Here is a 24,800-nt window from a genome sequence, read left to right on the forward strand (position 1 = left end):
ACAATTATAAAAAATGTAAGCGCTATTGTAAACTTAAATGCTACTTTTTTATCATTTAATTGAATTTTACGATTTACAGTAACGATTTTATAGGTTCAAAGCTTTTTCTATGCTCTTTCATAATGCCAATATCATCGATTGCTAGTAAATGTTGTTTGGTACCGTAACCCGCGTTTTTTTCAAAACCATATTCAGGATAATCTTTAGATAACTGTGTCATATAATCATCACGAAAAACCTTTGCCATGATACTTGCCGCTGCAATAGATACACTTCTTGCATCACCCTTGATTAAAGATACTTGAGGCAGTGCATTATCAAGCGTCATCGCGTCTATCAATAAATGCGTTGGTTGTACTGATAATCCATCAATAGCTCGCTGCATGGCGATTTGAGTAGCTTTATAAATATTAAATTCATCTATTTCTTCAGCTGTCGCGATACCATATGCAAAAGCAGTAACTTCATTTTTTAGTGCTTCATTTAATTCTAGACGTTTCGTAACAGGTACTTTTTTCGAGTCATCAAGGCCCAAATAATTGTGATTTGAATTTAAAATTGTTGCGCATGCAACGACTGGACCTGCTAAAGGTCCTCTTCCAACTTCATCAATACCACAAATAATTGCATTAGGATGCTCTTTTAATATTTCATTTTCAAAGTAAGTCATTTCAACATACTTTTCTTTTAAAGCTTGTTCTTTTTCTAACGCTTTTCTGCGCCTAGCTATGGCATTTTGAACACCTTTTCGCTCATCTAAAAAGCATTCATGATTTTCTAATTCTTCTATTGTATTAACCGCATTAATCAACTGCTTAACTTCTTTAATTGTTAGCGTCATTTGCTAATTCCTCAGTCATATCTTTAAAAATATCAAAACAATAATTTCCTATTTTAGCATTTCGAATATCATAAATAATCAGTTCAATGACTGCTTCGTAATCAATTTCATTACCACGTCGAATTAAGCCACGTTTTTTCCCTATCGCATCAAACCACGCTATGATTTCTGCATCTTCAGGAACTTCAATATTATAATGTGACTTTAATCGCGCTAAATCATGTTGAATTAAAAAGTTCAATCCATATATAGCTACTTCATCTAAGTGCACAATGCTATCTTTAATCGCGCCTGTTAAACTCAACTTCTTACCGACTTCTTCATCTTCAAATTTAGGCCAAAGTATCCCTGGTGTGTCTAATAGTTGTAATGCATTACCAACTTTAATCCATTGTTGTTGTTTGGTCACACCTGGTTTATTACCAGTCTGCGCAATACTACGCTTTGCCAGTTTATTTATTAATGTGGATTTACCAACATTTGGAATTCCAACAATCATCGCTCTAATCGCTCTTGGCTTAAGTCCCTTTGCTTTTTCACGTTCAAATTTTTCAGCAGTCGCTTTAATTGCTGCAGCTTCCACTTTCTTTAAATTTTTACCGTGCTTAGCATCCACCGATACAGGATAGTATCCTTTATCAATAAAAAATTGTTCCCATTTTGACATCTCATTTAAATTAGACATATCTTTTTTATTTAATATAACAACACGTGGTTTTTGGTTAATAACTTCATCTATCATAGGGTTTCTTGAACTATATGGAATTCTTGCATCTACTAGTTCAAACACTACATCTACTTTTTTTAATTGTTCACTTACTTCTCTTTTGGCTTTCGCCATATGTCCTGGATACCATTGAATAACCATTCAATTCACCTTACTTTCGTCAATTCTTTTCTCATTATTAAAATCTATAACCTGTTAATTATAGAACAAATTCATTAATTCAACTATATTTATTTTAACATTGTCACACTTCTTAACAATGCTTTAGATTTAGGTATAAGTGATTATTTCAAGTTTTCTACAATTAAAAATCATCATTTGTTAAATCTAAGTTACTTATTAAGTGACATTCATCTTTATCAGTATGACATTTTTATTATTCAATATATTTGTTTAATGATAAACTGAAAATGATCCAAAGTTTAAGTAACTATGATAAGGTATCTGTTCCACAGTCATCTTCGTCTTTACCTATCAAGAACCTCATTAACTTTAGTTTCAGTTAAACTTAATTTTAAATTTGAAAGTTGAGGATAATGTTGTGTTAAAAAAGTGGCTAAATTCAAACGTCAAACAATTCTTTGTTATAACTTTCATTAGTGTAATATTAACGCTTATTTTATTTTCTACTCATATCTATGATTATATTGTGAATGGTACTGTTTTTAGTGGGGCTGGAGATGGATTCCGTCAAATGACGCCATTTCAAATGTATTTGTATGAACATTTAAGTAGTTTTTCTAGTTTATATGATGCATCGTTTGGATTAGGTGGCGATTATATGAAAGGACTATCATATTATTATTCGCTGTCACCTTTAATGTGGCTAAATTTTCTATTCATTAAAATAGGAGAAACGGTTGGTATATTTAATCCGACAACAATACATTTTTGGCCGACAAACCAACTTATTATGGCCATGATAAGAGCTATCATAACATTTGTCGTGACCTTCTACTTATTTAAAATATTACACTTTAAACGCTCAACAAATATGATCGCTACGATTTTATACGGCATGTCAACTGTCGTTATATACTTTAATTTTACTTGGTCATTTTATGGAAGTTTATTATATTTATTACCATTATCGATTCTTGGTTTGGAAAGATATTTTCAACAACGCAAAATCGGTATTTTCATTGTTGCGATAGCCTTAACACTATTTAGCAATTTTTATTTCAGTTATTATCAAGCTATTATTATAGGTTGCTACTATTTATATCGACTCATTTTCACTTACAAATATGACATTGTCTCTAGAACACAAAAATTAATTTGCGTCATATCTGCTACAGTTTTGAGTGTGTTATCAAGTGTATTTGGTTTATTCACTGGCATTTCTGCGTTTTTGGAAAATGACAGAAAGCAAAATCCCAATGTTGATATACCGTTTTTGACACCACTTGATTACCATTATTTTTTCTTTAGCGATGGATTTTATATTACGATTTCAATTCTTACTATCGTTGCATTATTGTCATTCAAACTGTATCGTTTTTACTTTTATAGACTTTTCGCAATAGTAACATGGTTATTATTTATTGGTTCATTATCACAGTATTTCGACAGTGCTTTTAATGGTTTTTCATTTCCAGAAAGGCGTTGGGTGTATATCTTAGCACTATCATCAAGCGCTCTTTGCGGATTGTTTATTCAACATTTATCAACATTAAATATGAAATATTATTTAATCAGAACAATACCAGTAAGCATCATCGCATTACTTTATGTATTACTATCACCGACACACCCACTTGCACTTATAGTAGGTATTATCCTGCTAATGGTGCTTGCCGTTATTTTAAAATTTAGTTTATGGCGTTATAAAAAATTAACCGTTGCAATATTAGTATTAATCGTTATGATTCAACAAATCGTCATTTTAGATAACAATAAAAATATGGCAATCAAACCTTATCAACAATCATTATCAACGTTGAAACAACATGATTACCATAGTAACTATGTAAACCAGCTTATAAAAAAGATAAATCAAAATGCAACTGGTCCATTTAATCGCATTGATTATATGTCAGACTATGCATTAAATTCACCATTTATATATCATTATAATGGCATTTCATTATATTCTAGTATTTTTAATGGAGACATATTAAAATATTATGACAAGACACTCCAAATTAATATGCCAATCGATAAAAACAGCACTTATAGATTACTTGGCAATCGTCAAAATTTACTATCGCTTTGGAATGTGAATGATCGAATTAGAGTAAATCATGATGACAACTTACCATATGGATTTAAAATTAAGTCTGAACACAAAGACAATAAAGTTCGTTGGATTCATTCTAAAAATACCATCCATTATCCAAGTGCACATATTACAAATAAGGTCTTTTCCAATAAAGAATTAAAATCTCCATTAGATAAAGAACAAGCAATGTTGCAAGGGATTGTTTCTAACAATATTAAAGATGTTAATACACATTTTAAAGCCAATAAAAATTTACTATCAGATTCAACAATTAAATTAAATAGTGCAGCCTGGCAATCTCCTACAAAACATTTATTACAAGTTAAACAAAATAATGGTGGTCTAACTGTACAGTTGCCAAAATCAGTTTCTAATCAATTTAAAGATTTGTATTTTGAAATGGATTTAGAATTACTTTCGCCGGATAAAGCTCATGATGTTAAAGTGAATGAATATACACAAGAAAGAAATAAACTCACTTATAAATATCGACGCGTTGTAACACCCGTAACGATACGCATTAAAGCTTCAGATAGAATTAGATTATCATTGCCTAAAGGTAAGTATCGAGTAAATTTAAAAGGGATATACGGCGAAGATTATACCACGCTTAAAGACGCTTCAAATTCATTAGAAGCTGTCAAAGTTAGTAAGACAAAGCATGGTTATACTATTACTAAAAATAAAAATTCATCTGGGTATATTGTTTTGCCAACAGCATATAATCAAGGTATGAAAGCGACATCAGGTGATCAAAGTCTTAAAGTTGAACAAGTAAATGGTGTTATGACCGGCATTAAAGCACCTAAAAATATAACAAAGATTCAATTGAGCTATACCCCACCATACTATTATTTGCTTATAACAATTACTATATTTGGCATTATATGTAGTATTATTTTCACGAGATGGGCAAGACAAAAATAATGTGGCTACGCATATATTTAATGGGAGTGGGACAGAAATGATATTTTCGCAAAATTTATTTCGTCGTCCCACCCCAACTTGCACATTATTGTAAGCTGACTTTCCGCCAGCTTCTATGTTGGGGCCCCGCCAACTTGCATTGTCTGTAGAAATTGGGAATCCAATTTCTCTTTGTTGGGGCCCATCCCCAACTTGCATTGCCTGTAGAATTTCTTTTCGAAATTCTCTGTGTTGGGGCCCACACCCCAACTTGCACATTATTGTAAGCTGACTTTTCGTCAGCTTCTGTGTTGGGGCCCCTGACTAGAATTGAAAAAAGCTTGTTACAAGCGCATTTTCGTTCAGTCAACTACTGCCAATATAACTTCGTAGAGCATAGAACATTGATTTATGTCCCAGCCTTTTGTTTATATAACCATTTTGAGCAAACACGTTATGAATAGAGAAGGAATAAACAATTACATTATCAACTTTACATTAACTAAACAGCAAAAAAAGCCATCTATATCACTCAATAAAAGTGACCTAGATGGCTTTATTGTTTGAGTCGAATTTGACTCATACATAGCTTTGTTTAAATGCTGATTAACGAATTTCTTGGATTCTAGCAGCTTTACCACGTAAACTACGTAAGTAATATAATTTAGCACGACGTACTTTACCACGACGTTTAACTTCGATTTTTTCAATTTTTGGTGTGTGTAATGGGAATGTACGTTCCACGCCAACACCTGATGAAATTTTACGAACTGTAAACGTTTCAGAAACGCCACCGCCACGACGTTTAATTACAACGCCTTCGAATACTTGGATACGCTCACGAGTACCCTCAATGATACGTACGTGTACACGTAAAGTATCACCAGGACGGAAACTAGGTAAGTCTGTACGTAATTGTGATTTAGTTACTGCTTCGATTAATTTGTGATTTGTCATTATAAATTCTCCTCTTCAACCTATGTTCTTGCCTCGACAAATATATAGCAGCGGATCATAGTGATTTTTGTGTTTCCACACTCAGATTATGTTAGCACAATACTAACCTTTTTTCAATCCTATTTTATATCTTTCTAATATTTGCTTATCTGCATTAGTTAATGGATATTTTTCAATTAAGTCAGGTCTTTTATTATATGTGCGGATCAACTTTTGCTCATGTCTCCATGCATCAATATTGGCATGATTTCCAGACAATAAAACATCCGGAACTGTTAGACATTTAAATTCACGCGGACGTGTATATTGCGGAAACTCTAATAACCCATCTGAAAATGAATCGTCTTGATGTGACTGTTCATTACCTAAAACACCTGGAATCAGTCTAACAATAGCATCAGTCATGGTCATCGCTGGCAATTCTCCACCTGTTAAAACATAGTCCCCCATTGATATTTCATCTGTGACAAGATGTGTTCGGATACGTTCATCGTAACCTTCATAATGTCCGCATATGAAAACGATGTGGTCGGCCTTGCTTAATTCAACAGCTTTCTGATGTGAAAATGGCTCGCCTTGTGGACACATTAAAATAACGCGTGTTTGTTCTGTGACATCTAAGTCTTCCATCGCATTAAAAACAGGTTCAGGCTTTAACACCATACCTTGTCCGCCACCATACGGATAATCATCTACTTGGTTGTGCTTGTTAATTGCATAATCTCTAAAATTAACCGTATTGATTTGTAATTTATTGTTTTCTTGGGCACGTTTCATAATTGAATGATTTAAAACACCATCAAACATTTCAGGAAATAAAGTTAAATAATCAATTTTCATTAATCCAACAATCCTTCCATTGGCGTGATGATAATTTTTTTATTTTCAACATCCACTTCTTTTACAACATCAGCAATATAAGGAATCAAATATTCTTTAGATCCTTTAATCACCCACACATCATTCGCACCTGTTTCAAATATATTAATTACACGACCTATTGGTGTTTCTTGATCATCAAAAACTGTACATCCTATAATATCTGAATAATAAAATTCATTTTCCTCAAGTACGATATCTTCATGATCACGCTCTTGATAAATAGAACTCCCTTTTAAATGCTCAATATCATTAATATTATTAATACCTTCAAATGTAAGCATATGAAGCCCTTTATGCACTCTATGTGACTTAACAGTATATTCAAGGTCGTTATTGTTATGCACAACTGTCAGCACTTGACCGGGTTGAAAACGAACGTCTGTAAAGTCTGAATTGGATTTTACTTTAATTTCACCTTTAATACCATGTGTGTTAACAATTTGACCAACTTCAACTCTCATTCTATTACCTCCAACTCTATGCTTTGAACACTTCTATTTTAATTGAAAATAATTCAAAGAAAAAGGGCACCATTATGGTACCCAATACGTTCTATATTACTAACATGTGATATTCCCAACGTATCATTGAGTAATAACTGTCAGTGTAAACGAGTTATTCTTATTGTTAGAACAATTTTACGCTAAATTACTTAGCTTTCTTTTGTTCGTCAAATTTTTTCATAATACCTTCTTTTGATAAGATATTGTGAACTGTATCAGTTGGTTTCGCACCATCATTTAACCATTTTAAAGCTAACGCTTCGTCAACTTTAATTTCTGGAGCATTAGCGCTCGTTGGGTTATAAGTACCGATTTGTTCGATGATACGTCCGTCACGTGGAGAACGAGCATCTGCTACTACGATACGATAGAATGGATTTCTTTTTGAACCTAAACGTGTTAAACGAATTTTAACTGCCATTTATAAAATCTCCTTTAAGTCATGTTTTAATTTTTATTTTCTACAAGAAATAATATTAACAGGTGTGTGAATGTTTGTAAAGAGTTTTTTCTTTACCAGAAAAATTATTGAACCTTTTTCTTACAAAAATAACTATGTGATTACTAAATTAGACTGTTAATAGGTTATAAAAAATCATAGTAGCCTTCACCACATACGTGTTTAGTTAATTTATCTCGTAAGGACATGAATGGTACCACTTCTAACGCACATGTTCCACCAATATAACTTATTAATATTAGCAACAATAACCTCATGTTCTAGCAAATCCGCAATTTCAGTTTTTAATTATTATTGTGTATCTAAAAATATGCACCCCATAAAGTTATATTCTTTAGTATAACTTTCGGGATGCACATCTCATTGCAACAAAAATCAGCGTGTTATATTAAACATTAAAACGGTAAATTCATACCTTTTAACATATTTTGCATTTGATTGCGTTTACCTTTTTTACCTTTACCGCCACCAGTGAATTGTTTCATCATTTTCTTCATATCGTTAAATTGTTTCATCAAACGATTGACTTCTTGTAATGAACGACCAGACCCTTTAGCAATACGCTTTTTACGTGATACATTCAATGTGTCTGGATTGTTTCTTTCAGCCGGCGTCATTGACTGGATAATCGCTTTAATATGATCAATTTGCTTTTCACTCATATTAAGCTTATCTAGCCCTTTCATTTTATTCATACCTGGAATCATTTTCATAATATCATCCAGTGGTCCTAGATTTTTCACCTGATCAAGTTGTTCTAAAAAATCATCTAAAGTAAACGATGACTCACGCATCTTTTTCTCTAAATCTTTTGCTTTTTCTTGATCCACATCTTGTTGCGCTTTTTCAATTAAACTTAACACATCACCCATACCTAAAATACGTGATGCCATACGTTCAGGATGGAATAGCTCTAAACCATCTAACTTTTCACTCATACCAACAAATTTAATTGGTTTTTGTGTCACCGAACGAATAGATAAAGCTGCACCACCACGTGTATCACCATCTAATTTAGTTAAGGTAACACCTGTGACATCAAGTTGATCGTCAAAAGATTCTGCAACATTGACAGCATCTTGACCCGTCATTGAATCGACAACTAACATAATTTCGTTTGGTTTAGCAATGTCTTTTACTTCTTTTAATTCGTTCATCAATGCTTCATCGATGTGTAATCGACCTGCTGTATCAATGATTACAAAGTCTAAATGTTCTTCTTTGGCATGTTTTAATGCATTAGTTACAATTTGTTGTGGCTTTACTTGATCTCCTTCACTGTATACAGGAATATCAATTTGTTTCCCTACTGTTTGTAATTGATTTATCGCTGCTGGACGATAAATATCTGCTGCAACTAACATAGGTTTTTTGTTGTATTTTTTACGCATCAATAATGCTAATTTACCTGCAGTTGTTGTTTTACCAGCACCTTGTAAACCAACCATCATAACAACAGTAGGTGGTTTATTTGACATATTAATCGACGTATTTTCTCCACCCATCAACTGCGTTAATTCATCTTGAACTATTTTAATAACTTGTTGCCCTGGTGTTAATGATTGCATTACATCGGAACCTAATGCGCGTTCTGATACTGTTTTAATAAATTCTTTTACCACTTTAAAGTTTACGTCAGCCTCAAGTAACGCTAATCTTACTTCACGCATCATTATCTTTATATCAGCTTCAGTAAGTTTACCCTTACCACGCATTTTTTGCATCGTCGCTTGCAGGCGTTCTGATAAGCCTTCAAATGCCATATCGATGTCCTCCCTCAATTTATATCTATTCTAAGTCTTCTAATTGTTGAATATAACGTTGTATTTGTTCTGGATTACTTAAATGTTGTTTCATTTCATCATATATTTCTCGGCGTTGCTCAAATTTCTGGTATAATTCCAATTTCTTTTCATAATCTTCAACTAAATCGCCAGTTCTTCTTATATTATCATAAACTGCTTGTCTACTCACATTAAAAGTATCTGCGATTTCACTTAAAGAATAATCTTCGAGATAAAATAATTCCAAATAATTACGTTGTTTATTCGTCAATAAGGATTGATAAAAATCAAACAAATAATTCATTCGTAACGTTTTAACTAAATCATTTTGACCCATGATTATCGTCCTTTTCTTCTGTTACAATTTGATCATTTTCAACTGTTGTTATTTCTTCATTTTGTTCAATCATATCAGCGAATAAGCCGTAGACATAACTTTCAGGGTTAAATGGTTGTAAGTCATCTAATTGCTCACCTAAACCTACATATTTAACTGGAATGTGCAATTCATTACGAATGGCTAATACGATACCACCTTTGGCTGTACCATCTAATTTCGTTAATACAATACCTGTAACATTTGTTACTTCTTTAAAGTTTCTAGCTTGTGACAACGCATTCTGACCAGTTGTAGCATCTAAACATAGTAATGCTTCATGAGGCGCATCTGGCACTGCTCGATTAATTACACGCTTAACTTTTTCTAATTCTTGCATTAGATTTGTTTTATTTTGTAAACGTCCAGCGGTATCACAGATTAAAATATCAACACCTTTGTTTTTAGCGGCATTAATCGCATCATACATAACAGCAGCTGGATCAGAACCTTCACTTTGGCTAATTACGTCTACACCAACACGTTCGCCCCAAACTTTCAATTGATCAATAGCACCCGCTCTAAAAGTATCGCCCGCAGCTAACATTACTTTTTTACCTTCCATTTTATATCGGTAAGCTAATTTTCCAATTGTTGTTGTTTTACCAACACCATTCACACCGACCATTAAAATGACATTCAAACGACCATCTTCTAAGTTCATAGCTTCTGAATTATCATCTTCTTGATGGTAAATCTCTACGATTTTTTCAACAATGACTTCACGCAAATCTTCAGTATCTTGAATATTACGTCGTTGTGCTTCCATACGTAATTCTTCAGTTAACGTCATCACTGTATTAAAACCGACGTCTGCAGTGATTAACATTTCTTCTAAAGCTTCAAAAAAGTCTTCATCTACTTTACGATATCTCGCTATCAAATTATTTAATTGTTCTTGGAAATTTTGACGAGATTTTTCGAGTCCTGCTTTAAATTTAGCCCCCATTTTTTGAGCTTCAATTTCTTCAAAATCTTCAATTGATATTAAGCCATCGTCATCAAAATCCGCTTCACTCAACTTGCGTGGCTTCTTTTTCACTTCAGCATTTTCTGCTAAATCATTTACGTCCTGCGTTGAACCTTCAGAATGTGTATCTTCTAATTTGTCTTGACCTTGTTCTTCTGTTAAGGATTTAACTTCTTCATTTTCTTTATTTGTTGCAAACTTATCTTTTAAGCGTTTAAAAAAGCTCATTATTGCTCCTCCTTCAACACATCATCTATTGTATTTAAATTCACACTCACAAGTTTAGTAACACCTGATTCTTGCATTGTTACACCGTATAACCTATCTGCAAATTCCATTGTTCCTTTACGGTGTGTAATAACAATGAATTGTGTTTCGTCTGATAACTCATTTAAATATTTTGCGTATCTAATAACATTTGCTTCATCTAGTGCAGCTTCAACCTCATCTAATATAACAAAAGGTGCAGATCTTACTTTTAAAATTGCAAATAGTAAAGCAATAGCAGTTAATGCACGCTCACCACCACTCAGTAACGATAAATGTTGCAATTTTTTACCCGGTGGTTGTACCACAATATCAATACCAGCTGTTAAATAATCGGCTTCAGTTAATTGCAATTCTGCATCGCCTCCACCAAACAATTGTTTGAACACAGCTGTAAAATGTCCTTGAATAGCATGGAAAGTTTCTTTAAATCTTTCAGTAACCTCTTGATCCATTTCACTTATAATTTGCTCTAATGTTTCTTTAGCTTTACGAAGATCTGTACGTTGTTCACTTAAAAATGTATAACGTTCATTTAACTCTTCAAATTGTTCAATTGCATTTAAGTTTACAGGACCTAGTTCATCAATCGACATCTTCATTAACTTAACTTTTTTACGTAATGCGTCAATCGATTCATCACTCGTATATTCAGATTTCGCACGTTCAACAGTCAATTGATATTCATCATTTAAATGATCTATCGCATGATGAATTAATACATCTAGCTTTGATTGTTCAGCTTTAATATCTTGGTAGTGATTTTCGATAGCTAAAATATCTTGGTGACAAACTTGTAGTTTAGCTTCTTGCGCATCGATTTGTTCATTCAACTCAATACGTTGTTGTTTCAATTTATCTAATTCATCAGATAAGCGTGTTCTCGTTTCTTGTTGACCATTAATTTGATCTTTAATATTTTGAAAAGCTTGTTCGCCCATCACTTCATCCGAATTAAAGAATGCAATTTTTTCTTTAACATCTTTTAATTGATGTTTAGTTTGTTGACTTTGATTATTTAATCGATCAATTGTCTGTTGTTGTGTTTTAATACGCTCTTTAACCACAGCAAGATCAGATTGTTTCTGATGTAAGGTTTGTTGTGTTTTAGTAACGCTTTCCTTACCTTCTTTAGAAAGTTTTGTGTAGCGTTCAATTTCATCTTCTAGTCGTTTTAAAGATGCTTTAATACTTTCTAGATGAGTTTCTTTTTCACTCAAAGTTTGTCGACTTTTGTCACTCGTATAACCATCATTTTTTTCAAATTCGAATTCTTCATGATCATTTTTTATTTGTGTTTCTTGTGTAGTTAATCTATCGAGCTCCATTTCAAAATGATGCACTTGCTCTTTAAGTGTATTATGCTTTTGACTTTTTTCAAAATACAGTTCACTTAATTGATCACTTTTTATCTTCAACTCTTTAAATTGTTGTTCAAATGATTCTGTTTGACGCAAGTAATCTTCTAATTGGTGTCTCATTGTTGTCAACTCGTCTTTTTGAGACAGAATACTTTTTGACTTACGAGCGCCACCACCAGTCATAGAACCACCAGGATTTACAATATCACCTTCCAAAGTAACAATACGAGTTCGATATTTAATCGCACGTGCCAATTCATTTGCATGCTTTAAATGATCAACGATAATCGTATTACCTAATAAATTCCCGATAATATTTTGATATTCTGGTGCTACTTTAACTGCTTCCGAAGCAATACTAATAAATCCGTTTGCCTCTTTAGCAATAGATTTAATATCAGTCGCTACCACTCTACTCTGTATAACATTTAATGGTAAAAACGTCGCACGACCTAAATTACGTTCTTTTAAAAATTGAATAGCCTGGCGTCCATCTTTTTCTGAATCTACAATGACATGTTGTAATGAAGCACCTAATGCTGTTTCAATTGCCTGAGTTAATTTAGATGGCACATCAATAATTTCCGCAACTGCACCATGAATACCCTTTAATTCTTTATTTTTAGCTTTCAAAATATGTTTGACGCCATTGAAAAAATAAGTATATTCTTCCTCTTGCGTTGCCAAACTATCAATACGTGTTTTCATTTTTTCGGTATATCGATATGCTTGATACAATTTCTCTTCGTATTCATTTTGTGCTTTTTTTGTATCAGTGAGATCTTTTTCTATATTTTTAATTTCTTTATCTACAGCAGAAAGTTCTTTGTTGGTCTGTTGATATTCTTTTTTTGTCGTTTTTATTTGACCCTGAATATCTTTCAATTGCTCAAAAACTTCAACTAATCGAGAATCTAGTCTTGATTTTTTAGCCTCATTCTCTTCTATAGTATGCTTTAAAAAACGAATATCATTGTTAACATCTGATTGCTCTGACATTAATGTATAGTATTCGTTTTTAATTTCTTCCAATTTTTCATCATGTGCTTCGTCTGAAACATATAGTTGTTCTTCAAGTTCACGAATGACAGCATTGAGTTCTTTTTGTTTACTTTTCAGAGACTTATAAGTATCTTGAGCTTCAGAAATCTCATTTGATATATTTTCTAAAAGCTCAATTAAATTTTCTTGTTCTTCTTCATATCGTGCATTTGTTTCAGATTGATTTTTCTTACGTTCTTCTAAAACATTTAATTGTCCCGTATATTTTTCAAAGGCTTCCGTAGCTTTTACTAATTGATAATTAAGCGATTCAACATCATTATCAAGTTGATGACGTTTACCTTTATATTGTTGAATTTGTTGGCTTAAACGTTGCTTGTCAGCTTCTTTATTTGCTTGTTGACCTTGTAAATCATTTAAACGTTGATCTAATTGTCTATTGTCATTTGTATATTGATCAATATCGTGCACTGTAACTACAATGTCACTATGTTTCATTTGGTGTGAAAGTGTCTTATATTCTTTAGCTATAGCTGCCTCCTCTTTTAGAGGTTCTACACGACCTTCCAAATCATATAAAATGTCTTCTACTCTCGTTAAATTATCTTCTGTTTGGTCAAGTTTATTTAATGATTCAGCTTTACGTTTTTTATATTTAAGTACACCAGCCGATTCTTCAATAATTTGACGTCTATCAATTGGTTTAGCATTTAGTATTTCATCAACTCTACCTTGCGAGATAATGCTATATGCTTCTTTTCCCAATCCAGAATCTAAAAATAAATCGGCAATATCTTTTAATCTTGCACGGTCATTATTTATGTAGTACTCACTTTCACCACTTCGATACAATCTTCTTGTTACAATAACTTCGTTTTCATCAACACTGAGCTTTTTAGAATGATTATCTAATCTTAACTGTACTTCAGCATAATTTTGAGCTTTGCGATGTTCTGCACCTGAGAAGATAATATCTTCCATTTTTGAGCCACGTAATGATTTAGCCGATTGTTCACCCAACACCCATTTAATAGCATCTGTAATATTACTTTTACCGCTTCCATTTGGACCAACAATTGCAGTTACACCTTTATCGAATTGAACATTGGTTTGATCTGCAAAAGACTTAAATCCAATGGCATCTATTGATTTTAAATAAACCATCCTAAACTCCTTATCACAATTTTAAAGAACACATGTATACGATATTTTAGTATTTGTATATTAAATTTCGAAGTTGTTCCATAAAATATTAAAAATTCTTCCTTAAATCCTAAATCGAACACCTATATGTCGTATCATATAAATTTCTATTTAATTTGTTTTAATTGCTTATAGGCACTTTCAGCAGCACGTTGTTCTGATTCTTTTTTCGTTTTCCCTTTACCTTCAGCTATTGCTTCCCCTTGCAGAATAACTTCTGAAGTGAATAGACGATGATGTGCCGGTCCCTCTTCTTTTATTAAATTATAGGTTACATCACCTTTATTTTGCTGGTGCACATATTCTTGGAATTGTGTTTTAAAATCTACCACGCCTAATAACTCATTTTGTTCTACATGTGGGAAAATAACTTTCTCAGCAAATTTCCAAACTATATCTAGTCCTTGATCCAAATACAATGCCCCAATAAATGCTTCGAATGCATCTGATATTAATGATGGTCTTGTACGTCCTCCTGTTTTCTCTTCACCTTTACCAAGTAAAATCATTTCGTTCAATCCAATTTTATTCGCAAATATTACAAGTGAGGGCTCACATACAATAGTGGCACGCATTTTTGTTAAATTCCCTTCTGGCAAGTTGGGATGTTTATCAAATAAATATCGTGAAACCGTCAATTCTAATACCGCATCACCCAAAAACTCTAAACGCTCATTATGGTCTAAACGATTCATATTAAAATCATTAATAAAACTCGAATGCGAAAATGCTTGTTGGTATAAATCAATATTTTGATAAGTAAAGCCTAACTCTGTCATTTTAGTATCAAAGCGCTTTCTAAAACGATTAACTATCTCACTTTTCTTTTGTTTAGACATTATTTTATCTCCTTTATGTGTTGCTCTTGAATCATCTTTAATTTTACGTTAAAACTATTGATAATTAAAGAAAAAAACTGAGTCGACAATACTGACGACCCAGATGTAAGATTTATTATTTTTCAAGACTGTTAATAAATTTAACAGCATCACCAACAGTGTTGATTTTTTCAGCTTCTTCATCAGGAATTTCAGTACCAAACTCGTCTTCTAATTCCATTACTAATTCAGCGATATCAAGTGAGTCAGCGCCTAAATCATCTTTGAAAGATGCATCTTCAGTTACTTTATCAGCGTCTACACCTAAACGGTCAACGATGATATCTTTTACTTTATCGAAATTTTCCACGTCGATTCACCTCCTTTAAAAATGCCTATACATAGACTATTATATTTTCCCATTTTAAATTCTAAAAAACAAGTAGAAATTTTAGAAACACTTATCAATTTATTGATTAGTGTTTCTTATGCATGAGCTTTAGCTCAGGCGTTCCTCTAATCTTCTTATCAATTTATTGATTAGTGTTTCTTATACATGAGCTTTAGCTCAAGCGTTCCTCTAATCTTCTTATCAATTTATTGATTAGTGTTTCTTAGGGAGAAATTCTCGAACCTTATCTAGGTTGCTTAGAATTTCCCCCGCAAAGTTGACTAGGTCAGGCAATTCTCCATTGGATGACCAGTCAACCACTGCGTCAATGAGCTTTAGCTCAGGCGTACCTCTATCCCAGTTATCAATTTATTGATTTCTGCGTCTTTATCTTGAGCTTTAGCTCAAGCGTTCCTCTAATCTTCTTATCAATTTATTGATTAGTGTTTCTTAGGGAGAAATTCTCGAACCTTATCTAGGTTGCTTAGAATTTCCCCCGCAAAGTTGACTAGGTCAGACAATTCTCCATTGGATGACCAGTCAACCACTGCGTCAATGAGCTTTAGCTCAAATATATTACATGTACATTCCACCATTTACATGGATTGTTTGACCTGTAATATATTTTGCTTTGTCTGATGCTAAGAACGCTACTGTATTAGCAATATCTGTGTCTTGACCAAAACGTGCTAACGGAATTTGAGTCAACATTTGTTCTTTAAGCTCATCACTTAAAGCATCTGTCATATCAGAAACAATAAAACCAGGTGCAACTGCATTTACAGTGATACCACGAGATGCTAATTCACGCGCCGCAGATTTAGTTAAACCAATAACACCTGCTTTTGTTGCAACATAGTTTGCTTGTCCCGGATTACCTACTGCTCCAACAACACTTGATAAATTGATGATAGCACCACTACGTTGTCTTAACATTTGTGGTATTGCTTTTTGGATACAGTTAAATACACCTTTTAAGTTTGTGTCAATAACATCATCCCACTCTTGTTCTTTCATACGCATTAATAAATTATCGCGAGTAATACCTGCATTATTTACTAAAACATCTAAAGAACCAAATTGGCTAACTACTTCTTTAATCATTGCTTTAACTTCATCAGCATCGGCAACATTTGCTTGAATCGCAAAACTGTCAACACCTTTAGCTTTGATTTCTTCGACTACTGCTTCAGCTTTCTCTTTGCTGCCTGCATAGTTTACTGCTACATTATATCCTTCTTCTGCTAATTGTAACGCAATACTACGTCCAATTCCTCTTGATGCACCTGTTACTAAAGCACTCTTAGTCATTTTCATTCCATCCTTTCACATCTTCTAAAGTTTGAATTGATGTTAACTTAACATCTCTATTTATTTTTTTAATTAAGCCAGATAAAACTTTTCCAGGACCAATTTCAATAAAATGATCAACACCTTGGTCTATTAGCCATTCTGTTGAGTTAATGAATTGTACTGGTGAATATAATTGCTTGACCATATTAGATTTAATTACTTCTTTGTCAGTTTCACCTTGCGCATTTACATTTTGAACTACAGGAAACTTAGCATCACGCCATTCAAATTGATTAATGTAACTTGAAAAATCTTCTTCAATCACTTTCATTAGCGATGAATGGAATGGTCCAGATACTGCTAAAGGCATGACACGTTTTGCACCTAATGATTTACCTTTTTCTACTAGCTCATCAATTAAAGCTTTGTGACCTGAAACAACAATTTGACCTGGGCAATTAATGTTTGCTGGTTCAATTATTTTGTCATCAGATGATAATGACTTACAAATTTCATCGACTTTATCAAAATCTAATCCCAATACTGCAGCCATGCTTCCTACACCAGTAGGAAATGCTTGCGCCATTAATTGACCACGTTTTCTAACAATTTTAACTGCATCTTCAAATGATAATACGTCAGCTGCAACTAAACTTGAATATTCACCTAAACTATGCCCCATAGTAAAATCAGGATTCAAATTTTTTAGCGCTGCTAATAATGCCGAACTATGCGTCAATAAAGCTGGTTGTGTGTTTTCAGTTTCACCCAATTTACCTTCTTCATCAGTAAACATTGTCTCTAAAATATCAAAGTCTAATGTGTTCGCTGCTGAAGTTAAAATTTCAGTTGCTTGATCATTGTTGTTAAACAAATCTTGCGCCATACCAACTTTTTGGGCACCTTGTCCCGGAAAAATAATTGCTGTTTTACTCATTTGATTCACCTACAGTCTCTTTCATTGTTTGTACAATATTTTGTTCTCCTGCGATTTTCGCTTGTCTAATTGCAGAATAAAAAGCTTTAGCATTTGAACTACCGTGTGCTTTAACTACAGTACCTTCCAATCCTAATAATACGGAACCACCGTATTCTGAGTAATCCATCTTTTTAGCGAATTCAGCTAAATCTTTCTTCAATATTGCACCTGCTAATTTATTTTTAGTACTACTCATAATCGTATCTTTTAACATTTTACCGATTGATTTTGCAGTACCTTCTAAATTTTTAAGGACCATGTTCCCAGTATAGCCATCGGTAACTACAACATCTGTATCGCCATCCATTAATGTCTTCGCTTCAATATTCCCAACAAAATTCAATGAATGATCATGATTTAATAACTCATATGATTTTTTCGTTAAACTATTACCTTTAGCTGGCTCGGTTCCTATATTTAATAATGAGATTTTCGGATTATCAATACCTCTAATTTTTTGAGCATAAATATCCCCTAGTTGCGCATACTGTAATAAGTGTTCAGGTTTAGCATCAGCATTTGCACCAACGTCTAAAAAGACAAAACCTTTTCCATCAATCGTTGGCAATGTTACTACTAAAGCCGGTCTAGCTACACCTTTAATACGTCCAACAATGAATAAACCAGCTGACATTAAAGCACCAGTATTACCTGCTGACACACATCCATCTGCTTCACCAGATTTCACAGCTTCAGCCATTTTTACCATTGAGCTATCTTTTTTACGTTTAATCGCTCTAACAGGCTCATCTTCCATTTCAATCTTTTCAGAACAATGTCTAAATTCGATTCGTTCATGGTTCAGATTATACTTTTTTTCGTCACCGAAAAGTATAATTTCTAGATCTTTAAAGTCTTCAACAGCCTTTTGTACGGCTTCTAATACGATATCAGGCGCATTGTCGCCACCCATCATATCAATTGCTAATTTAACCATAATTTTATCCTCGCTTATCATAAAACATTTTAAAATTTCCTTTGAAAACTAATGTATGTTTAACATATGACTTTACTTCGACGTAATAATGTTTTGCAGTTTGATTTACAACTCGTGCTTCTGCTCTTACCGTATCATTTAATTTTACTTTTTCAATAAATTGAATGCTACTCTCATGAGTTAAAACTGTTGGTTGCTTAATTAGCGCAACACATAACGAATTTGCCTGAGCAAACAGCACATGACCACGCGCAATTCCAGTTTTATGAAAAACAGAATCCGATGTAATATCTAAAATTGATTGCGCTTTAACATTTGGATTGACTTGAATCAAATCACCAATAAATTCTTGTTCTTCAATAGAACTTATTTGGTCATAATTCTTTTCAGCAACTAATTTAATACGCTTCCTTAATTCTGGTATGTTTAAATAAGTGCGATCTAAACGAATTGTTTGTATACTCACTTGAAATAAGTCGCTTAGTTCATGGTCTGTGATGAAGGGATTGCTATCAATTTGTTGTCTGATTGCTTCTCTACGTTTATCTTTCTTTAGTTTCAACGTCTCACCCCTCATTTTTTAGTACCTAGTCTTAAACATTCCTCACATATCATAACACTTTCTATTTAACCGACTCAACAAATAACTGTATTATTTAGCTATTATTTAGTCGAAAATTTATAAATTGTTAAAATACCACTTTACATTTAAATAGTTCAAGTGTCATATCACTCAATTAACGAAGTGTTGCACTCAAATTGACAAATCAGCATGGTAATTAGTCAAAACTGCGATGTAATAAATTTTCTTCAACAAAATGACGTAAATGTTGATACGTATTTTCAAAGAATACGCCAGATTGAATAAGTTCAGCTGCTTCATCACGAGCAACTTCTAACATACGATAATCTTCAACTAAATTGGCAACTAAGAAATCTGGCAACCCACTTTGTTTAACACCAAAGAAATCTCCAGGACCACGCATTTCTAAGTCTCGTTCACTCAATTCAAATCCATCCGTTGTTTGTGTCATAATTGTCATTCTTTCAATTCCTGTTTCTGTTTTAGGGGATGCAATTAAAACACAGTAACTTTGCTGGTCACTTCTACCTACACGACCACGTAACTGATGTAAAGTTGATAATCCAAAGCGATCCGCATCATAAATCATCATAAAAGTTGCATTCGGTACATTAACACCTACTTCAACAACAGTAGTAGAAACTAAAACATCTATCTCATGATTACTAAACTTTTGCATGACCTCATCTTTTTCATCGGCAGACAACTTACCATGCAATAACCCTACACGGGAAACACCATAATACTGTTGTAAAGACTCGTACAATGCGACAACATTTTGAACATCTTCGAGATGCTCAGAACTTTCTATTAGCGGGCAAATGACATATGCTTGACGACCTTTTTTCAACTCTGAGGTCATTTGCATCAAAACTTTATCGTATTGCTCATGCTTTGCCCAAGTAGTAATGATAGGTTTACGACCTTTTGGTAATTGTTTAATTGAAGACACATCCATCTCACCAAAAACTGATATTGCTAGTGTTCTTGGTATCGGCGTTGCTGTCATAAATAACACATTCGTCATTGCACCTTTTTCTCTTAAAAGCTGGCGTTGATTCACACCAAATCGATGTTGTTCATCTGTAATTACTAAACCAACATTATGGAAAATCACATCATCTTGAATCAAAGCATGGGTTCCAATTAAACAATCAATCGTACCATTTTCAAGTTGTTCTAAAAGTATCTTTCGTTTCTTACCTTTTACTGACCCAGTTAACAATGCAACGTTCATAGAATCTCCAAATAAAGCCATTAAACTTTCAGCATGTTGCTCTGCTAAAATTTCAGTTGGTACCATCAATGCTGATTGATAACCAGCCGTTTTTAACGCATACATACAAATTGCAGCAACAACTGTTTTTCCTGAACCTACATCACCCTGAAGTAATCGATGCATACGTATTGGTGCTTTTAAATCTCTAAAAATTTCATTAACACTGGATTTCTGTGCTTCAGTTAGTTCAAAAGGTAAACGAACAATAAATGATTTAACTTGGTCTATGTCATAATCAATTTCAATTGCTTCGTCAGATGACTTTTCTAATCTATTTAGCCATTGCATACGTAATTCGAATAAAAATAGTTCAGTAAATGCATAGGTTCTACGAGCACGTAATAAATCCTCTTTACTTTTAGGATGATGTAACGTGTTCAAAGTAAAGTCCAAGGTCTCTAATTTATATTTTTCTCTTAGTTCATCAGTTAACCATTCATGAATTGTCACATCATTTAATGCTTGTCTAATTTGGTCTCGTATTTGCTTTTGTTTAATACCTTCCTTAATACGATAGACTGGTTCTAATTGAACATCTGCGTTTTCTTGAGTTTGTGTCCCTTGTGAATTAAAGAAAACCCTATTACCAGTAATTTCCTGTTTAACCCTATTCCACTTACCTTTAACAGTTATAGTTTGATTTAATTCGATTTTCTTTTTTAAATACGGTTGATTGAAAAAAATACATTTGACAGCAATATTATTTACCATTAAATGAACGGTTAATTTTGATTTATTTCTTCCAAAAAATACAACTACTGGAGCTGTATATACTTGTCCTTCTATCGTAACGTTAGATTGATCTTCTGCTTGATTCAAATCAATCACTGTATTATCTTCATATCTAGTTGGCAAATAAAGAACAAGATCTTCCACTGTATGAATATTTAGTTGTTGCAATACTTCTATTTTCTTAGGACCTATACCTTTTAATTGTAAAAGAGAATATGGACTTTCTATTAAGTTTACTTTAGCCAAAATAAATCACCTATGTTTTATTTGATTTTACGTATCATTTAGTATGTTATTTATTTTATCATGACTAAGTTGAACATGACATTGTTAGCAACTCGAGAACGATACTTTTAACCCGCAATATCACTAAAATAGCAAAATAAAAAACTACCAACTGATGATTTATCATTGGTAGTTTTTTATTTTAAATTTTTATTCTACTGAAAAGAAATATTGATAAATTGGTTGTCCACCTTCATGAACTTCCACTTCTACATCTGGATATTGCTCTTCGATCCAGTTTATCATGTTATCTGTAACTGCTTGCTCTGCATCTTGACCAATAATCACAGTCAATATTTCACTATCTTCTGCTAACATCTCATTTAACAACTCAGTAACCGTTGTTAATTGATCACTTTGGCTGCTTACAATCTTATCTTCAATCAAGCCCATAAACGCGTCTTTTTTAATCTCAACGCCATCAATTTTCGTATCACGAACAGCGTACGTTAATGAACCAGATTTAACGTTATTTACTGAATCAGCCATTTGCGCTTTATTTTCTTCAAGTGTTGCGTCCACATCATATTGGAATAGTGCGCTTATACCTTGAGGAATAGATTTCGTTGGAATAACAACAGCTTCTGCATCAACAATACTCGCTGCTTGTTCACTTGCCATTAAGATATTTTTATTATTCGGTAAAATAATTGCACGTTTACATTTTGATTGTTCAATGACTTTAACGATATCTTCTGTAGAAGGATTCATCGTTTGTCCACCACTAATGATATGTGTGGCACCCATTGATTTAAATATCTCTGAAATACCTTCACCCATAGAAATAGTAATAATTGCTGTTTCAACCGTTTCCATTTTCGGTTTAGCTGTGTGCTGTTCTTTTCGAATCACTTCACGGTGCTGTTCTCTCATATTTTCAACCTTAAGTTTAATTAATTCACCATATTGTTGACCATAATTAAACACTTTACCTGGGTATTCGGTATGCACGTGAACTTTCACAATTTCTTCATCATTAATGACTAATAAAGAATCACCAAATTGACTCATATCTTGCCTGAATTCTTGTTCATCAAAGGCTTTTTTATTCTTTCCAAAACGAACCATCATTTCAGTACAATAGCCATAAATAATATCTTCAGTATTAATTACACCATGGAAATCATGTTCATCATGTACAAATTCATCTTTATCTATCTTTGCAACTTTGGCTTCAACTTTTTCACCTTTAAGCGCTTTTAAGAATCCTTCGTAAACGCATAACAAACCTTTACCGCCACTATCAACAACACCAACTTCTTTAAGTACAGCTAATAAGTTTGGTGTGTTTTCAAGTGATTCATTGGCTTTTACAATAATGTACTCCATTAATTCTATACAATCTTCAGTATTATTTGCTTTTTCTATTGCAGCTTGCGCAGCATCTTTTGCAACTGTAAGTATTGTACCTTCAACTGGTTTCATAACAGCTTTATATGCCGTTTCAACACCAGCTTGAAAACTTTCAGCTAACAATTTTGAATTAATTTCAGATTCACTTTCAATATTTTTACAAAATCCTCTGAATAATTGTGACAAGATGACACCAGAGTTACCTCTTGCACCCATTAGTAAACCTTTCGAGAATGTTTTACCTAATTCGCCGATATTTTTCGACAAATTATTCTCTACTTCTTCGCGACCTGAAGTCATAGTAAGATTCATATTTGTTCCTGTATCACCATCTGGCACTGGATACACATTCAAAGAATCTACCAAATCTGCATTGTTAGATAAATTTTGTGCCCCTTGTATAATCATATCGGCAAATAATTTACCATTAATTTTGCTAATCATTTCAAGTTGTCCTCCTAAGCTTTCTTGCCTGTATTATTCACACGTACACCTTGTACATATATATTGATTGAATTTACTGATACATTAAGTGATTTTTCCAAAGTATATTTCACTGTTGATTGTACATTATTGGCAACTTCAGATATTTTCACACCGTAACTTACAATAATGTACATATCTATATCCACTACGCCATTATTTTCAGTTACTTTGATGCCTTTAGCATAATTTTCATGTCCTAGTATTTCCGCAATACCATCTCTAACTTGTTGTCTAGATGCCATACCTACAATACCATAACATTCAACGGCCTTTCCACCTACAACCGAAGCAATCACTTCGTTTGAAATATCAATTTTACCGTAATCATTTGAAATCTCTAATGTCATATCTTTGTCCCTCCTAAATTTCAAAGTTTATTATTCGTTTTCCCTAATCACTTTTAAAATTTTACCACTTAGTGTAGTCATAAACGCTTTAAGTTTCATTGATTATTTTTATAAAATATCAATGGTACAACTTATCAGAATGACTTACGCTTAAATCACCTATTATATTTTGAGTAAACTGAATTTACACTCATGACGATTATCTATAGGCGTTTTCTTTTAATAGATGTAGTATCATTAAATAAAAATTTTAAATGTTTCATTCACTTATTTCTCTAAAATATCATACTACATAACTTCACAGTCTACAATTATATCACAAAACTCAGTATTTTTGACTTTTATGTGAAAATTATTCATTGTTTTTCAAATGAAACTATGCTATCTTAATTAAGTATATAAGTAGTTATGTGTATTTATATTTATTAAAGGAGGTACTCATATGGGTAAACAATGTTTCGTAACAGGTCGTAAAGCTTCGACTGGTAACAGACGTTCACACGCTTTAAACTCTACTAAACGTAGATGGAACGCTAACCTTCAAAAAGTTAGAATCCTAGTTGACGGTAAACCTAAAAAAGTTTGGGTTTCTGCACGTGCTTTAAAATCTGGTAAAGTAACTAGAGTTTAATAAATATATTGCACATAAAAAATGTGACCTTATGTGGAGGACACATTTACTTAAGAACTAAGAGCTCAACCTCTTAGTTCTTTTTTTGTTACCAAACAATACATAATGGTTCATAGTGAAATTCGAACTATCAATATAATTTGGTTAATACGTTTAATAATGGTTCTCTGTCAAATTGGACTTATGGGTTCAATATCGATTTTGGCACATAAATCAATGTACTAGG

21 protein-coding genes are annotated in these 24,800 nt (G+C 32.9%); 2 read left to right on the forward strand and 19 right to left on the reverse strand.

Features of this window, described 5'->3' with window-relative positions; all coding sequences use genetic code 11:
• Positions 1-73: 73 nt before the first annotated feature.
• On the reverse strand, positions 74-841 hold the full coding sequence (locus IDG63_RS02635; RefSeq protein WP_000176387.1) for a ribonuclease HII: 768 nt from the start codon (positions 839-841) through the stop codon (positions 74-76).
• On the reverse strand, positions 825-1,709 hold the full coding sequence (gene ylqF / locus IDG63_RS02640) for a ribosome biogenesis GTPase YlqF (protein ID WP_000236715.1): 885 nt from the start codon (positions 1,707-1,709) through the stop codon (positions 825-827). The genes IDG63_RS02635 and ylqF overlap by 17 nt, the downstream gene beginning before the upstream one ends.
• 400 nt (positions 1,710-2,109) lie before the next feature.
• Here ylqF and yfhO point away from each other — a divergent pair, with 400 nt between their 5' ends.
• Complete coding sequence (gene yfhO, locus IDG63_RS02645) at positions 2,110-4,716, forward strand: lipoteichoic acid-specific glycosyltransferase YfhO (RefSeq protein ID WP_100127011.1); 2,607 nt, start codon at positions 2,110-2,112, stop codon at positions 4,714-4,716.
• 585 nt (positions 4,717-5,301) lie between these two features.
• Here the strand turns inward: yfhO and rplS are convergent.
• The 17 genes from rplS to IDG63_RS02730 form a co-directional block, all read right to left on the reverse strand.
• Positions 5,302-5,652: a 50S ribosomal protein L19 gene (rplS, locus tag IDG63_RS02650; protein WP_000181404.1), complete on the reverse strand. Its 351-nt coding sequence runs from the start codon at positions 5,650-5,652 to the stop codon at positions 5,302-5,304.
• Between the two features lie 102 nt (positions 5,653-5,754).
• The gene (gene trmD / locus IDG63_RS02655) at positions 5,755-6,492 is read right to left on the reverse strand and encodes a tRNA (guanosine(37)-N1)-methyltransferase TrmD (RefSeq protein ID WP_000687326.1); all 738 of its coding nucleotides are present in this window, start codon (positions 6,490-6,492) and stop codon (positions 5,755-5,757) included.
• Positions 6,492-6,995 (reverse strand): ribosome maturation factor RimM, encoded by a 504-nt coding sequence (gene rimM, locus IDG63_RS02660; protein ID WP_001261987.1) that lies wholly within the window; start codon positions 6,993-6,995, stop codon positions 6,492-6,494. Before rimM ends, trmD begins: the two co-directional genes overlap by 1 nt.
• A gap of 187 nt (positions 6,996-7,182) precedes the next feature.
• Positions 7,183-7,458, reverse strand: coding sequence for a 30S ribosomal protein S16 (rpsP, locus tag IDG63_RS02665; protein ID WP_000268754.1), 276 nt, complete (start codon positions 7,456-7,458; stop codon positions 7,183-7,185).
• A gap of 434 nt (positions 7,459-7,892) precedes the next feature.
• On the reverse strand, positions 7,893-9,260 hold the full coding sequence (ffh, locus tag IDG63_RS02670) for a signal recognition particle protein (protein ID WP_000863479.1): 1,368 nt from the start codon (positions 9,258-9,260) through the stop codon (positions 7,893-7,895).
• A 25-nt stretch (positions 9,261-9,285) separates the two neighbouring features.
• Entirely contained in the window at positions 9,286-9,618 is a 333-nt protein-coding gene (locus tag IDG63_RS02675) for a putative DNA-binding protein (protein ID WP_000531320.1), read from the reverse strand.
• Positions 9,605-10,855: a signal recognition particle-docking protein FtsY gene (gene ftsY, locus IDG63_RS02680; protein WP_000007687.1), complete on the reverse strand. Its 1,251-nt coding sequence runs from the start codon at positions 10,853-10,855 to the stop codon at positions 9,605-9,607. The genes IDG63_RS02675 and ftsY overlap by 14 nt, the downstream gene beginning before the upstream one ends.
• Positions 10,855-14,421, reverse strand: coding sequence for a chromosome segregation protein SMC (gene smc / locus IDG63_RS02685; RefSeq protein ID WP_000262686.1), 3,567 nt, complete (start codon positions 14,419-14,421; stop codon positions 10,855-10,857). The genes ftsY and smc overlap by 1 nt, the downstream gene beginning before the upstream one ends.
• A 146-nt stretch (positions 14,422-14,567) precedes the next feature.
• Entirely contained in the window at positions 14,568-15,299 is a 732-nt protein-coding gene (gene rnc / locus IDG63_RS02690; protein WP_000043237.1) for a ribonuclease III, read from the reverse strand.
• Between the two features lie 115 nt (positions 15,300-15,414).
• A complete protein-coding gene (locus IDG63_RS02695; protein WP_000426914.1) occupies positions 15,415-15,648 on the reverse strand; it encodes an acyl carrier protein in 234 nt (77 codons plus the stop codon).
• 597 nt (positions 15,649-16,245) lie between these two features.
• Positions 16,246-16,980, reverse strand: a complete 735-nt coding sequence (fabG, locus tag IDG63_RS02700) for a 3-oxoacyl-[acyl-carrier-protein] reductase (RefSeq protein WP_086095880.1) — start codon at positions 16,978-16,980, stop codon at positions 16,246-16,248.
• On the reverse strand, positions 16,973-17,899 hold the full coding sequence (gene fabD / locus IDG63_RS02705; protein WP_000047348.1) for an ACP S-malonyltransferase: 927 nt from the start codon (positions 17,897-17,899) through the stop codon (positions 16,973-16,975). Before fabD ends, fabG begins: the two co-directional genes overlap by 8 nt.
• The gene (gene plsX, locus IDG63_RS02710; RefSeq protein ID WP_000239744.1) at positions 17,892-18,878 is read right to left on the reverse strand and encodes a phosphate acyltransferase PlsX; all 987 of its coding nucleotides are present in this window, start codon (positions 18,876-18,878) and stop codon (positions 17,892-17,894) included. The genes fabD and plsX overlap by 8 nt, the downstream gene beginning before the upstream one ends.
• Positions 18,879-18,882: 4 nt before the next feature.
• Entirely contained in the window at positions 18,883-19,455 is a 573-nt protein-coding gene (fapR, locus tag IDG63_RS02715) for a transcription factor FapR (protein ID WP_001548538.1), read from the reverse strand.
• A gap of 202 nt (positions 19,456-19,657) precedes the next feature.
• Positions 19,658-21,718 carry an ATP-dependent DNA helicase RecG gene (recG, locus tag IDG63_RS02720; protein WP_001151518.1) on the reverse strand — a complete coding sequence of 687 codons (2,061 nt, stop codon included), beginning with the start codon at positions 21,716-21,718 and terminating at the stop codon, positions 19,658-19,660.
• A 189-nt stretch (positions 21,719-21,907) separates the two neighbouring features.
• Positions 21,908-23,554 (reverse strand): fatty acid kinase catalytic subunit FakA, encoded by a 1,647-nt coding sequence (gene fakA, locus IDG63_RS02725; protein WP_000623903.1) that lies wholly within the window; start codon positions 23,552-23,554, stop codon positions 21,908-21,910.
• A gap of 14 nt (positions 23,555-23,568) precedes the next feature.
• The gene (locus tag IDG63_RS02730; protein ID WP_000171418.1) at positions 23,569-23,943 is read right to left on the reverse strand and encodes an Asp23/Gls24 family envelope stress response protein; all 375 of its coding nucleotides are present in this window, start codon (positions 23,941-23,943) and stop codon (positions 23,569-23,571) included.
• Between the two features lie 442 nt (positions 23,944-24,385).
• On the opposite strand from IDG63_RS02730, the gene rpmB reads away from it, so the two are divergent.
• Complete coding sequence (gene rpmB, locus IDG63_RS02735) at positions 24,386-24,574, forward strand: 50S ribosomal protein L28 (RefSeq protein ID WP_000517908.1); 189 nt, start codon at positions 24,386-24,388, stop codon at positions 24,572-24,574.
• Positions 24,575-24,800: the final 226 nt, after the last annotated feature.

It is taken from the genome of Staphylococcus sp. EG-SA-14 (assembly GCF_017151935.1).
In the GTDB taxonomy this organism is placed as follows: Bacteria; Bacillota; Bacilli; order Staphylococcales; family Staphylococcaceae; genus Staphylococcus; species Staphylococcus aureus.

What these genes read in the sequence shown, in the direction of transcription:
- IDG63_RS02635 (WP_000176387.1), bottom strand. Translation starts at nt 841, where the DNA reads ATGACGCTAACAATTAAAGAAGTTAAGCAGTTGATTAATGCGGTTAAT.
- ylqF (WP_000236715.1), bottom strand. Translation starts at nt 1,709, where the DNA reads ATGGTTATTCAATGGTATCCAGGACATATGGCGAAAGCCAAAAGAGAA.
- rplS (WP_000181404.1), bottom strand. Translation starts at nt 5,652, where the DNA reads ATGACAAATCACAAATTAATCGAAGCAGTAACTAAATCACAATTACGT.
- trmD (WP_000687326.1), bottom strand. Translation starts at nt 6,492, where the DNA reads ATGAAAATTGATTATTTAACTTTATTTCCTGAAATGTTTGATGGTGTT.
- rimM (WP_001261987.1), bottom strand. Translation starts at nt 6,995, where the DNA reads ATGAGAGTTGAAGTTGGTCAAATTGTTAACACACATGGTATTAAAGGT.
- rpsP (WP_000268754.1), bottom strand. Translation starts at nt 7,458, where the DNA reads ATGGCAGTTAAAATTCGTTTAACACGTTTAGGTTCAAAAAGAAATCCA.
- ffh (WP_000863479.1), bottom strand. Translation starts at nt 9,260, where the DNA reads ATGGCATTTGAAGGCTTATCAGAACGCCTGCAAGCGACGATGCAAAAA.
- IDG63_RS02675 (WP_000531320.1), bottom strand. Translation starts at nt 9,618, where the DNA reads ATGGGTCAAAATGATTTAGTTAAAACGTTACGAATGAATTATTTGTTT.
- ftsY (WP_000007687.1), bottom strand. Translation starts at nt 10,855, where the DNA reads ATGAGCTTTTTTAAACGCTTAAAAGATAAGTTTGCAACAAATAAAGAA.
- smc (WP_000262686.1), bottom strand. Translation starts at nt 14,421, where the DNA reads ATGGTTTATTTAAAATCAATAGATGCCATTGGATTTAAGTCTTTTGCA.
- rnc (WP_000043237.1), bottom strand. Translation starts at nt 15,299, where the DNA reads ATGTCTAAACAAAAGAAAAGTGAGATAGTTAATCGTTTTAGAAAGCGC.
- fabG (WP_086095880.1), bottom strand. Translation starts at nt 16,980, where the DNA reads ATGACTAAGAGTGCTTTAGTAACAGGTGCATCAAGAGGAATTGGACGT.
- fabD (WP_000047348.1), bottom strand. Translation starts at nt 17,899, where the DNA reads ATGAGTAAAACAGCAATTATTTTTCCGGGACAAGGTGCCCAAAAAGTT.
- plsX (WP_000239744.1), bottom strand. Translation starts at nt 18,878, where the DNA reads ATGGTTAAATTAGCAATTGATATGATGGGTGGCGACAATGCGCCTGAT.
- fapR (WP_001548538.1), bottom strand. Translation starts at nt 19,455, where the DNA reads ATGAGGGGTGAGACGTTGAAACTAAAGAAAGATAAACGTAGAGAAGCA.
- fakA (WP_000623903.1), bottom strand. Translation starts at nt 23,554, where the DNA reads ATGATTAGCAAAATTAATGGTAAATTATTTGCCGATATGATTATACAA.
- IDG63_RS02730 (WP_000171418.1), bottom strand. Translation starts at nt 23,943, where the DNA reads ATGACATTAGAGATTTCAAATGATTACGGTAAAATTGATATTTCAAAC.
- rpmB (WP_000517908.1), top strand. Translation starts at nt 24,386, where the DNA reads ATGGGTAAACAATGTTTCGTAACAGGTCGTAAAGCTTCGACTGGTAAC.